We start from the raw sequence: 11,917 nt of genomic DNA on the forward strand, positions 1-11,917 counted from the left end.
TTGGTCGCTTCCGCCGGACGGAGCGCCGGCGGCGACGGCAAGTACAGCGGCGGGCCGGTAACCCCGGCGTAACCGGATCGCGTTATGCCGGCGTTACGCCCGCTCCCCCAAGCTGGGGCGGCAGCAGAGTCGGGGCGGACGGGGGACGGCAGACGTGCGGGTACTGATCGCCGAGGACGAGCGGATGCTCGCCGATTCGATCGCCGAGGGGCTCCGGGCCGAGGCCCTCGCCGTGGACGTCGTCTACGACGGGGACGCCGCGCTGGAGCGCCTCGGCGTGAACGACTACGACGTGCTCGTCCTGGACCGGGACCTGCCCGTCGTGCACGGCGACGACGTGTGCCGCGCGGTCGTGGAGTCCGGCGCGCTCGTCCGGGTGCTGATGCTCACCGCCGCCGTCGCCGTCCCGGCCAGGGTCGCCGGGCTGCGCCTCGGCGCGGACGACTACCTGACCAAGCCGTTCGCGTTCGAGGAGCTGGTGGCGCGGATCCAGGCGCTCGGCCGGCGGGCCCGCCCGGCGGCGCCGCCCGCGCTGGAGCGCGCCGGGATCCGGCTCGACGCGTCCCGCGGGGAGGTGTACCGGGACGGCCGGTACGTGCGGCTGGCGCGCAAGGAGTTCGGGCTGCTCGCCGAGCTGCTGCGCGCGGAGGGGACGATCGTGTCCGCCGAGCGGCTGCTGGAGAAGGTGTGGGACGAGCACACCGACCCGTTCACCAACACCGTCCGGGTGACGCTGATGAAGCTGCGCCGCAAGCTCGGCGACCCCCCGGTCATCGAGACCGTCCCGGGAGTGGGGTACCGGATTCCATGACGCACTTCGCCGAGCGGCTGCGGCCGACGATCCGGATGCGGCTCACGCTGCTCTACACCGGCCTGTTCGTGTGCGCGGGCATCGTCCTGCTGGGCCTGACGTACCTGCTGGTGCAGAACAACCTGCAGCGGCAGGCGGACCCGCCCGCCGGGGACCGGGTGTTCAGCTCCAAGTTCGAGCTCCCGCCGGGCACCGCGCCGACCACCGCGCCGGGCCCCGCGCCGAGCACCGTGATCGGCGGCGGGCCCGCGCAGGTCGACGTCCAGAAGGTGCTGGTCGCGGGCCGGCGGGACTACCAGCGGGAGACGCTGAACGCCCTGCTCACCCAGGGCGGCGTCGCGCTCGGGCTGGTGGCCGCGGCCGGGCTCGGCTTCGGCTGGCTGCTCGCCGACCGGGCGCTGCGTCCCGTCCACGCCATCACCGAGACGGCGCGGCGGGTGGCGCGCGGCCAGGATCTCACCGAGCGGATCGCCTACGAGGGGCCGCGCGACGACGTCAAGGAGCTGGCCGACACCTTCGACACCATGCTCGGCCGGCTGGCGCGGGCGTTCGACGGGCAGCAGCGGTTCGTCGCGAACGCCTCGCACGAGCTGCGCACCCCGCTCGCCATCAACCGGACGCTCGTCGACGTGGCGGTGCGCCGCCCGGACGCCACCGACGACGTCAAGCGGCTCGGCGAGTCGCTGCTGGTGGTGAACGGGCGGCACGAGCGGCTCATCGACGGCCTGCTCACCCTCGCGGGCACCGAGAACGTCGTCGTGGACGCGGCGCCGCTCGACCTCGCGGAGGTCGCGGGCCACGTCCTGGAGCAGTCCGCGCCCGAGGTCCGGGCCCGCGGCGTCCGCACCGACCGGCGGCTCGGCCCGGCGCTCACCTCCGGCGACCCCGTGCTCGTCGAGCGGCTGGTGCAGAACCTCGTCGAGAACGCGATCCGGCACAACCACGACGGCGGCGACCTGGCGGTCGCCACCCGCGGCCGGGACGGCTGGGCGGAGATCGCCGTCACCAACACCGGGCCGGTCGTCCCCGGCTACGAGGTCGAGACGATCTTCGAGCCGTTCCGGCGGCTCGGCAACGACCGGGTGCGGTCCGACCGGGGCGCCGGGCTGGGCCTGTCGATCGTCCGGGCGACGGCGACCGCGCACGGCGGCACGGTGACGGCGGCCCCGCGTCCGGGCGGCGGCCTCACCGTGACGGTCCGGCTGCCCTCCCGCGTGCCCGGCGGCGGACACGCCCCGGCCGGGCTGAGAGATCCGGCCCGATCGGGGTAGCGTCCGTCCAATGACCAGTGCGCAACTGCTCACCGACGGGTTCGGCAGGATCCAGGAGGTCGTCCACGCGGCGGCCGGCGGCCTCACCGCGCGGCGGCTCGCCCACCGGCCCGCCGCGGGGGGCAACTCGATCGCATGGCTCGTCTGGCACCTCACCCGCGTGCAGGACGACCACGTCGCCGACGCCGCGGGCACCGGCCAGGTGTGGATCGAGGACGGCTGGGCCGACCGGTTCGCCCTGCCCCTGGACCCGTCCGACACCGGGTACGGGCACGGCTACGACGAGGTCGCGGCGGTCCGGGTGGAGTCGGCGGACCTGCTGACCGGCTACCACGACGCCGTGCACGACCGGACGGTCGAGTACGTGTCCGCGCTGACCGACGCCGACCTGGAGCGCGTCGTGGACCGCACGTGGGATCCGCCGGTCACGCTCGCCGTCCGGCTGGTCAGCGTGCTCTCCGACGACCTCCAGCACGCCGGTCAGGCCGCCTACGTCCGCGGCCTGGTCGACCGGGACTGAACCCGTCACACGGGCCCGTCACACGGGCCCGTCACACGGGCCCGTCACACGGGCCCGTCACGCGTCGTTGAGCGGGACGCGCCAGACCAGGACGGTGCCGCCGCCGGGCCGGGCGCGGACGCCGAAGGAGCCGCCGTGGTCCTCGGCGCGCTCGCGCAGGTTGCGCAGGCCGCTGCGGCGGCCGCCCTCGGGGACGCCGACGCCGTCGTCCTCGACCCGCAGGGTGAGGTCGTCGCCGACGTCGATGACCACGGCGGCCTCCGACGCGCGGGCGTGCCGGGCCACGTTCGACAGCGCCTCCTGGACGACCGCGAGGAGCTCCTCGCCGACCGCGTCGCCGACCGCGGTGTCCAGCAGCCCGGCGAGCCGCACGGACGGCGCGAACCCGAGCCGCTCGGCGGCGGCGTCGACCAGCGCGTGCACCCGGCTGCGCAGCGACTCCTCGTCGGGCGGGGCCTGCAGCGCGAAGATGGTGGAGCGGATCTGCCGGATGGTGTCGTCCAGGTCGTCCACGGCGCGCTGCACCCGCGTCGCGACCTCCCGCTTCTGGGTGATCTTGATGGCGGCCATCAGCGTCATCGCGGTCGCGAACAGCCGCTGGATGACGGTGTCGTGCAGGTCCTTGGCGATCCGGTCGCGGTCCTCCAGCAGCGCCAACCGCTCGGTGTCGCGGCGCCGGTCGGCCAGCTCCAGGGCGACCGCCGCCTGCCCCGCGAACGCCTCCAGCAGCCGCCGGGTCCCGTCGCTGAACACCGCGCCGTCCGGCGGGTTCATCACGGTGATCGCCCCGCGCGCGGACGCGCCGGTGCCGAGCGGCACCACCAGCAGCGGCCCGACGGGCACCTCCGCCGGCGCGCCGCCCTCCCGCACCGCCGCCGCGCCGTCGGCCAGCCGCAGCGCCGCGCCCTCGGCGAAGACCTTCCCCGCCACCGAGCGCTCCAGCGGGAGCCGCGTCCCGCGCAGGCGGTCGGCGCCCTCGCCGTCGGCCGCCGCCAGCACGGCCTCCCGGCCCGTCTCGTCCACCAGCGTCACGCTGCTCAGCCGGGCGTCGGCGATCTGCCCGGCGCGCCGCGCGACGAGATCGAGGACCTCGCCGGTGCCGGTGCCCGACAGCAGCGCGGTGGAGATCTCCGCGGACGCCTCCAGCCACCGCTCCCGGCGCCGCGTCTCCTCGTACAGCCGGGCGTTCTCGATGGCGACGCCCGCCGCGGTGGCGAGCGCGGTCACCACGACCTCGTCCTCCTCCTCGAACGGGCCGCCGCCGGCCTTCTCGGTCAGGTAGAGGTTGCCGAACACCTCGTCCCGCACCCGGATCGGCACCCCGAGGAACGTCCGCATCGGCGGGTGGTTCGCCGGGAACCCGAACGAGTCGGGGTGCGCGGTGAGATCCGGCAGCCGCAGCGGGCGCGGCTCGCGGATCAGCAGCCCGAGGATCCCGTGCCCGTGCGGCCAGTGCCCGATCGCCTCGATCTCCTCCTCGCCCACCCCGGTCGTGACGAACCGGACGAGCCGCTCGCCCTCCTCGCCGATGACGCCGAGGGCGGCGTACCGCGCGTCGACCAGGGTGGCGGCGGCCTCGGCGATGCGCCGCAGGACCGTCTCCAGCTCCAGCTCGCCGCCGATCGAGACGACGGCCTCCAGCAGCGCGTGGACGCGGTCGCGGGTGGCGCGGGCGGTCTCCAGCCGCGACTGGAGCTCGGCCAGCAGGTCGTCCAGCTTCAGCTCCGGCAGGACGAGCCGCGCGCGATCCGCCCCGGAGCCAGACTCCTCACTCACACCGCCAGTATTCCCATCATGTCGCCGAGGTCAGAATCAGGGTCGCCGCAGCGGCCCCGGCCGCCCGCCCGGAACGCCGCCGCTCCCGGCCTCGGCGACGAGGCGCGACCAGCGCGGGCCGATGTGGTCCAGACCGTGCCGGCGCGCGGACCGCAGCGCCCGGTCGCCCAGGCGGTCGCGCAGGCCGGGGTCGCCGATCAGCTTGCGGAGCGCCGCGGTGAGCGCGTCGACGTCGCCGGCGGGGACGAGCAGCCCGTCCTCGCCGGAGGTGATCAGCTCGGCGGGGCCGTGCGGGCAGTCGAACGCCACGACCGGCAGGCCCATGCCCATGGCCTCGATGACGACCATCGGCATGCCCTCGCGGCGCGACGACAGGACGTAGACCGACGCGCGGCGCATCTCGGCCGGCAGGTCGGGGGTCCTGCCGCGCAGCTCGACCCGGCCGGTGAGGCCGAGGTCGCCGATCAGCGCGCGGAGCCGGTCCCGCCGCGCCCCGGAGCCGAAGATGCGCAGGGTCCAGCCGGGGTGCTCGGCGGCGATCGGCGCATAGGCGCGCAGGAGGAGGTCGAAGCCCTTGGTGCGGACGAGCCGCCCGGCGGCGAGCACCACCGCGTGCTCGCGGCCGGACGGCGGCCCCGGGAGCGGCGGCGCCGCGTTCGGGATGGCGACGACGCGGACGCCGGAGCCGGCGAGCACCCGCTCGTAGTCGGCGCGGGCGGCCTCGGTGAGCGTCGCGAGGACGGTGAGCCGCCGGTACGCGCGGGCGATCCGCCGCCGGAGGGCCGGCGTGTAGGAGCCGAAGCTCATGTGGTCCTGCCCGATCGTGGCGACGCCGCGCGGGGCGAGCTCCGCGGCCAGCAGGACGAGGGACGGCCGCGTCGCGATGAGGACGTCGGCCGGCGCCCCGTACAGGGCGCGCAGGAGGCGGACGTCCGTCCAGAGGCTCATGTGCCGGAACGACGCCTCGTCGGCCGGGACCAGGAGGCTCGGCAGCCGGGCCAGGAGGCGGGCCGGCCGGCCCTTGGGCGCGAAGCGGTCGTCCGCGTAGGTCACCGTGACGCCGGGCGGCACCGGGAAGAACGGCTTCCTGCTCCGCCTCAGCGCGCTGACGACCTCGACGTCGTGGTCGCGGGCCAGATGCCCGCACAGGTTGAGCACCGTGCGGATCGTGCCGCCGGTCCCGTGCGCGTTCTGCAGGAGGATCCGGACGCGGAGCCGGTCGCCCCCCGGCCGGACCCGCCGCGGACGCAGCGGGCGCAGCGTCCAGAGGGCCGCGCGGCGCAGGGCACGGTGCGCCCCGCGCCGGACGCGGCGGCGCAGTCGCAGCGGACGTGCTGGCTCGTTCACCGGGTCCCCGATCGCAGGCGGCCGTGTCCCGCCACCTTCCCGACCGGGGCCCGGTCAATGCCAACCGGCGGTCAGCGTCACCCCGTGGAAACGGTGCGGTCGAGGGCGCCGCCCTTGACCCACCGGCTCCACGACATCTCGTAGTAGCTCCAGCCGTTGCTCCAGTCGAGCCCCCGCTTGCTGCCGGTGATGATCACCGGGTCGCCGCGGTAGGAGAAGTTGTAGAACCACTGGGCGTCCTTGGGCGGGGAGTTGACGCAGCCGTGGCTGACGTTCTGCCGCCCCTGCGCCCACACGGTGCCGGCCATCGAGTGGACGTACTCGCCGCTGTTGGAGATCCGCACCGCGAACGGGATGACCTCCTTGTAGCCGCCGTTCTTCTTGTCCTTCGGGTCGACGCCCATCCACTCCGACGTCATGATCGCCGGATTCTCCTTGCCCATCGTCAGGTGGACGCCGCTGGTGGTGAGGAAGGTGTCGACGCCGTTGACGACGCGGCCGCCGCGGCCCGCGCTGATGGGCCAGGACCGGACCGTCTTGCCGTTCCGCTTGACGACGGCCTTCTTCGTCTTGGTGCTGATGCGCGTGATGTGGGAGTCGCCGATGCGGAAGGTGCGCGTGAAGTCGGCCATGCCGTAGGTCCGCTTGCCGGACTTCACCCCGGCCAGATTGGCCCTGAGGGAGACCCTCTGGTTCGGCTGCCAGTAGTCGCCGTTCTTGGTGCGGAAGACGACGGTGGTGTCGTTCATCCAGTACCAGGCGCCGGTGGCGGGCTTGGTGGACTTGACCTCCAGGGCCTTCTCCACGGCCTTCTTGTCGCCGACCGCGCGGTTGAAGACGACCTGGATCGGCATGCCGACCCCGACCTTCTCGTTCTTGCTCGGCGTGACGTCGGCGATCTCCAGCTGGTTCGCCGCCTTCAGCGTCGCGAACGTCGCGTTGACCGTGGCCGACTTCCCCTGGGGGCTCTTGGCGACCGCGGTGACCTGGTACTTGGTACCGGGCCGCAGCGTGCGCGACTTCCAGGTGGTCTTGTCGGCCCCCATCTCGCCGGTCACCGGCTTGCCCTTGAGCGTGACCGTGACCTGCTCGAGCGTGCCGCCCGCCGCCGTGACGACGACGCCGTCCTCCGGCTTGGCCTTGGTGTTGCCGTTGCCCGGGTTGATCGTCACCTGCGGGACGCTCGCGTCCCCCTTCTCCCCGACGGTCACGCCGGCGTCCTTCTCGCCCCCGCTGCATGCGGTCGTGAGGAGGAGCACGGCTCCCGCCATCCCCGCGCCTGCCCGGACTCCTGCGGAAACCCTCCGCTGCACCACTGCCTCCAGTACCCCGCCGTCTATCAGAGAGACATTAGCGACAAAAGCTGGCGATCATGCCATGACCCGGGGTTTCGGCGGGCGTCCGAGATCAAAGCGTTGCATCAGCGGAGGGCGCTGCCCTGGCTCCACTTCTCGAAGGACAGCTGCCAGAAGCTCCAGCCGTTGTCGTACTCGACGTCCCGGTCGCTGCCGGTCAGCTCGATGACGTCGCCGCGCTGCATGGTGTCGTAGTACCACTTGGCGTTGGCGGGGCTGACGTTCAGGCAGCCGTGGCTGACGTTCGCCGACCCCTGCGACCCGACCGACCAGGGCGCCGAGTGGACGTACTCGCCGCTGTTGGAGAAGCGGACCGCGTAGTTGACGACCGTCTTGTAGTAGCCGGGGTCGCCCTCCTGCCGGCCGGGGGACGTCATCGTGACGGGGTTGCCCTTCTCCATCAGCAGGTGCACGCCGCTGGTGGTGGTGAACTCGCGGGTCTGCCCGTTGCCGGCGCTGAAGGGGATCGTCCGGAGCTTCTTGCCGTCCCGCGTCACGGTCATGTCGTGCCCGCCGATGTCGCCGGTGGTGATCTGCGCGGCGCCGATGGTCAGGGTCGCCTGCGCGTCCTTGGCCCCGTACGCGCCGCCGCCCGCGTTCACCCCGGCGAGCGCGGCCTGGAAGCGGACCTTCTGGTGCGGCTGCCAGTACGTCTTCGTCCGGTAGACGACCTGGTCGGGCGCCAGCCACCGCCACGCGCCCTCGACCGGCTTCTCCGGCGTCACCCGCAGCGTCCGCTCCACGGCCGCCTTGTCGGTGACCGGGCGGTCGAACCGCACGAAGATCGGCATGCCGACGCCGACCTTCTCCCCCTTCAGGCTGGGGGTGACGTCCACGATGCTCAGCGTCTTGGCCGGCTTCAGCGTGGTGAACGAGCTCGTGACCGTGCGGGTCTTGCCGTCGTCGCGGGCGTGCGCGGTGACGGTGTAGGACGTTCCGGGCGTCAGGGTGCGGGCGGAGCGCCACATCTTGCGCCCGTCGCCGAACTTCCCGGTGACGGCGGCGCCCTCGCCCTGGACGGTGACGTCCTGCAGCTCTCCTCCGGTGGCCTTCACCTCGATGGCGCCGTCCGGCTTCACCTGGGCGGTCCCGTTGGCCGGGGTGATCGTCACCGTGGTGTCCGACCCGCCCGAGGCGAGCTTGCCCGCACCGCCGATCGAGCAGCCGGTCGCGAGCACCGCCACCGCGCCACCGCCGGCCAGCACGAGCCCCACACGACCCTTGATCGCCACAAATCCCCCAAAGCCGTCGAATTCACCCCGTGGCAGTGAATCTACCTACATATAAAGACGCCCCGAACCGTGCGGAAGTTCGGGGCGTTCGACGGGGAGCCGCTGCTCAGGCGGCCGTCCCGGACGGGGCCGGCTCGCGGTTGATGCGCGCCAGCAGGCGCTTGAAGCCCCAGACCGAGACGGCGATGCCGATCGCGCCCAGCCCGGCGACGATGCCGGTGCGGATCCACAGGTACATGCCGATCGACTCGTTGAACAGCATCCAGAGGCTGACGCCGACGTTCACCAGCAGGACGCCCGACCACAGCAGCGAGATCCGCAGGAAGAACCGGTGGACCCTGTCGTGCTTGTAGAAGGCGTCGGGGATCGGCGCCATGTCCTTGGCGAGCTTCATGGCGAGGGGCCTGCCGAGCGGCACCGAGGCGAGGAAGGCCATGCTCACGCAGAGCGTGCCGAGGGTCGGCTGCAGGAAGTAGACGACCGCGCTGTGCGTGGCGGCCGCCAGGCCCGCGCGGACGGTCACGCCGACCGCGGCCAGCAGCAGCATCCCCGACACCGGGTGGCCGCGCACGTAGCGGAAGACGATCCCGCCGTACACCCAGACGACGGCCGCGACGAGGGCGCCGTTCAGGCCGAGCAGCATGAGCGCGGCGTAGAACACCGCCACCGGGGCGATCACGCCCTCCACGAACCGCGGCAGCGCGTGCATGAGCAGCGCGGTCACCCGCGGCAGCTCGAACACGTGGTGCCCGCCGTCGTCCTCTCGGGGGGCCCGGGTCAGACCGCCCTGCGCCTCGGGCGCGGACGCCTCCGCCGCGGGCGGGTCCGCGGGCGCGGCCGCCGTTCGTTCCATCGAGCGCTGCGCTCCCAGATCGGTGTGCATGGACTCGGATGTGCTCACGATTCGCACCACCGTACGTGATGTTCCGCGCCCGTCCGTCCGTTTTCGAACGATCCGGGCCGTGCGGCTGTTCCCTCGTTAGTTCGGCTCCCGGACCCGCCTGGTGCGGGCCGCGGCCGGATGCGGCCAGAGTCGAACCGAATGCTCCGGGGCTTATTTCCGACTTTAAGCCTCCCTCACCTCCCCGCTCATCTGGGGGGCGGGCGGCCCCCAGATGAGCGGGGCCGAGGGGCATCCGCGCTCCGCTGCGGTGCCCCTCACCCCTCGGGCGGCGTCGGCTGGACGTCCCGGGCGGCGGCGTAGATGGCCCGCAGGGTCACCGCCACCGACGGCCTCCGCACGCTCGCGGTGCGGGTGACGGCGTACACCTCGCGGGCCAGCGTGCACTCGGGGATGCGCCGCACCGCGACGCCCCGGTCGCCGGCGGCGAGCGCCAGCGCGGGCACCGCGGTGATGCCGATCCCCCGCGCCACCAGGCTCAGGATCGTGTGCAGCCCCTCGAACTCCCACGGCACCGGGCGGGCGCCGCCGACGGTGTCCAGCAGGCGCTCGACGGCCTGCCGGGACGGCTCGCCGGGCGGCGCGGCCATCCACGGCTCCTCGCGGAGCCGCTCCAGGTCGACGGGCCGGGCCGGGTCCGACATCGGGTGCGCCTCCGGCACGACCAGGACCAGCGGGTCGCGGCGCAGGTGGAAGAACTCCAGCGCGGCGGGCGCCTGGTCGGGGACCTTGCCCGTCCAGTCGTCGATGAGCGCGATGTCGACCTCGCCGCTCTGCACCTGGCGGATGCCGGTGCCGGGCGCGGTCTGCCGCAGCACGAACGTCAGCCCGGGGTGCTCCCCCAGGCTGCGCGCCAGCGCGGGCGCGAAGGCGACGGCGGCGGTCGGGAACGCGGTCACCACGATCCGCCCGGAGGGGGCGCCGGCCTGCGCCGACAGCTCCGCCTCGGCCGTCTCGACCAGCCCGAGGATCTCCTCGGCCCGCTCGGCGAGGCGGCGCCCGGCGTCGGTCAGCTCCGCGCTGCGGGCCGTCCGGTCCAGCAGCGGGACGCGGGCCGCCCGTTCGAGCGCGGCGAGCTGCTGGGAGACCGCGGACGGGGTGTAGCCGAGGGCGGCGGCGGTCGCCGCGATGCTGCCGCGGCGGGCGAATTCGGCGAGCAACCGCAGCCGGCGCAGTTCGAGCATAAGTCCACCTTATGGTCAGCATCGATGAGACTCGCTTGTAATGATGCTTGCAGCGGGCAAGAGTGAGTCGAGCCCGGCCGGGCCGCACACACGGGGACGCACACGGGGATTCCACGGTCACCCACCGTCTATTTCGCATGCCCTTTGGAGAATTGATGCCTGCCCAGAACCAGTCCGCACCCGTCCGGCCGCTGCCCTTCGCACCGCGCCCGGTTCCGCTGTCGGCGACGCTCGCGGTCAACGAGGCGATCGCCCGCAAGCGCAGGGAGGGCGAGCGTGTGCTCCCCCTCGGCTTCGGGGAGGCCGGGATCCCCATACATCCCGCGCTGACCCGTGAGCTGGAGTCGGCCGCCGGCCGCGGCGCCTACGGCCCGGTCGCCGGTTCGCCCGCGCTGCGCGCCGCCGCGGCGGGGTACTGGGCCCGGCGGGGGCTGCCCACCGACCCGGCGGCCGTCGTCGCCGGGCCCGGGAGCAAGCCCCTGCTGTTCGCGCTGCTGACCTCGCTGAGCGGCGACGTGGTGGTGGCGGCGCCGAGCTGGGTGAGCTACGCGGCGCAGGCGTCGCTGGCCGGCGCGGAGCCGATCCGCGTCGCCACACCGCCGGGCGAGGGCGGCGTGCCGAGCCCGGCGCTGCTCGCCGACGCCGTGGTGCGGGCCCGCGCGCGGGGGCGCGACGTCCGGGCGGTCGTGGTGACGCTGCCCGACAACCCGACGGGGACGATCGCCTCCGCGGAGACCGTCCGGCGGCTGTGCGCGGTCGCGCGCGAGCACGACCTGGTCATCGTCTCGGACGAGATCTACCGCGACCTGGTGCACGCGCCGGGGCGGCCGGTGCCGAGCCCGGCCCTGTACGCGCCGGAGCGGACCGTGGTCACGACCGCGCTGAGCAAGAGCCTCGCCGCGGGCGGCTGGCGGCTCGGCGTCGCGCGGCTGCCGGACGGGCCGTTCGGCCGCGCGCTGCGCGACAGTCTCCTCGGGGTGGCGAGCGAGATCTGGTCGAGCGCCCCCGCCCCGATGCAGCACGCCGCCGCCTACGCGTTCGCCGAGCCGCCCGAGCTGGTCGAGCACGTCGACCGCAGCCGGCGGCTGCACGCCGCGGTCACCGGCGCGGTCGCCGACCGGTTCGCCGCCGCCGGCGCGCGGGTCCGCCGGCCGGAGGCGGCCTTCTACGTCTACCCCGACTTCGGGCCGCTGCGGGACGTGCTGGGCGAGAACCACGGCGTCCGCACGGCCGCCGACCTCACGCACCTGCTGCTGGAGCGGTACGGGATCGGCGTCCTGCCCGGCAGCTCGTTCGGGGACGCGCCCTCGGCGCTGACCATGCGGGTGGCGCCGAGCCTGCTCTACGGCGAGGACGACGAGCACCGCCGCGCGGCCCTGGCGTCCCCCGCGCCCGCGGCCCTGCCGTGGATCGCGAGCGCCCTGGACCGGCTCGGCGAGGTCCTCGGCGACCTGACCGCGAGCGTGACCGCCGGGGAGCCCGCGCTCGCCTGAAAACCGGCCGCGCGGGGCGCGGGACCG

At 74.2% G+C, this 11,917-nt stretch carries 10 protein-coding genes; 4 read left to right on the forward strand and 6 right to left on the reverse strand.

What is annotated here, in order from left to right; all coding sequences use genetic code 11:
* Positions 1-154: 154 nt before the first annotated feature.
* From ACA511_RS35770 to ACA511_RS35780, 3 genes are read left to right on the forward strand one after another with little or no spacing between them, the layout of a single operon-like run.
* Positions 155-811, forward strand: a complete 657-nt coding sequence (locus tag ACA511_RS35770; RefSeq protein WP_375029146.1) for a response regulator transcription factor — start codon at positions 155-157, stop codon at positions 809-811.
* On the forward strand, positions 808-2,082 hold the full coding sequence (locus ACA511_RS35775) for a sensor histidine kinase (RefSeq protein WP_375029147.1): 1,275 nt from the start codon (positions 808-810) through the stop codon (positions 2,080-2,082). Before ACA511_RS35770 ends, ACA511_RS35775 begins: the two co-directional genes overlap by 4 nt.
* 10 nt (positions 2,083-2,092) lie before the next feature.
* Positions 2,093-2,602 (forward strand): DUF664 domain-containing protein, encoded by a 510-nt coding sequence (locus ACA511_RS35780; protein WP_375029148.1) that lies wholly within the window; start codon positions 2,093-2,095, stop codon positions 2,600-2,602.
* 57 nt (positions 2,603-2,659) lie between these two features.
* On the opposite strand, the gene ACA511_RS35785 is transcribed toward ACA511_RS35780, so the two are convergent.
* From ACA511_RS35785 to ACA511_RS35810, 6 genes are all read right to left on the reverse strand, one after another.
* Positions 2,660-4,378, reverse strand: a complete 1,719-nt coding sequence (locus tag ACA511_RS35785; RefSeq protein ID WP_375029149.1) for a GAF domain-containing protein — start codon at positions 4,376-4,378, stop codon at positions 2,660-2,662.
* Between the two features lie 36 nt (positions 4,379-4,414).
* Positions 4,415-5,725, reverse strand: coding sequence for a glycosyltransferase family 4 protein (locus ACA511_RS35790; protein ID WP_375029150.1), 1,311 nt, complete (start codon positions 5,723-5,725; stop codon positions 4,415-4,417).
* Between the two features lie 77 nt (positions 5,726-5,802).
* Positions 5,803-6,936: an Ig-like domain-containing protein gene (locus ACA511_RS35795; protein WP_375029151.1), complete on the reverse strand. Its 1,134-nt coding sequence runs from the start codon at positions 6,934-6,936 to the stop codon at positions 5,803-5,805.
* Between the two features lie 209 nt (positions 6,937-7,145).
* Positions 7,146-8,312: an Ig-like domain-containing protein gene (locus tag ACA511_RS35800; protein ID WP_375029152.1), complete on the reverse strand. Its 1,167-nt coding sequence runs from the start codon at positions 8,310-8,312 to the stop codon at positions 7,146-7,148.
* A gap of 106 nt (positions 8,313-8,418) precedes the next feature.
* On the reverse strand, positions 8,419-9,213 hold the full coding sequence (locus ACA511_RS35805) for a VC0807 family protein (protein ID WP_375029153.1): 795 nt from the start codon (positions 9,211-9,213) through the stop codon (positions 8,419-8,421).
* 257 nt (positions 9,214-9,470) lie between these two features.
* On the reverse strand, positions 9,471-10,397 hold the full coding sequence (locus ACA511_RS35810) for a LysR family transcriptional regulator (RefSeq protein ID WP_375029154.1): 927 nt from the start codon (positions 10,395-10,397) through the stop codon (positions 9,471-9,473).
* 155 nt (positions 10,398-10,552) lie between these two features.
* On the opposite strand from ACA511_RS35810, the gene ACA511_RS35815 reads away from it, so the two are divergent.
* The gene (locus tag ACA511_RS35815; RefSeq protein WP_375029155.1) at positions 10,553-11,890 is read left to right on the forward strand and encodes a pyridoxal phosphate-dependent aminotransferase; all 1,338 of its coding nucleotides are present in this window, start codon (positions 10,553-10,555) and stop codon (positions 11,888-11,890) included.
* Positions 11,891-11,917 lie beyond the last annotated feature (27 nt).

It is taken from the genome of Actinomadura sp. GTD37 (genome assembly GCF_041951365.1).
GTDB lineage: Bacteria > Actinomycetota > Actinomycetes > Streptosporangiales > Streptosporangiaceae > Spirillospora.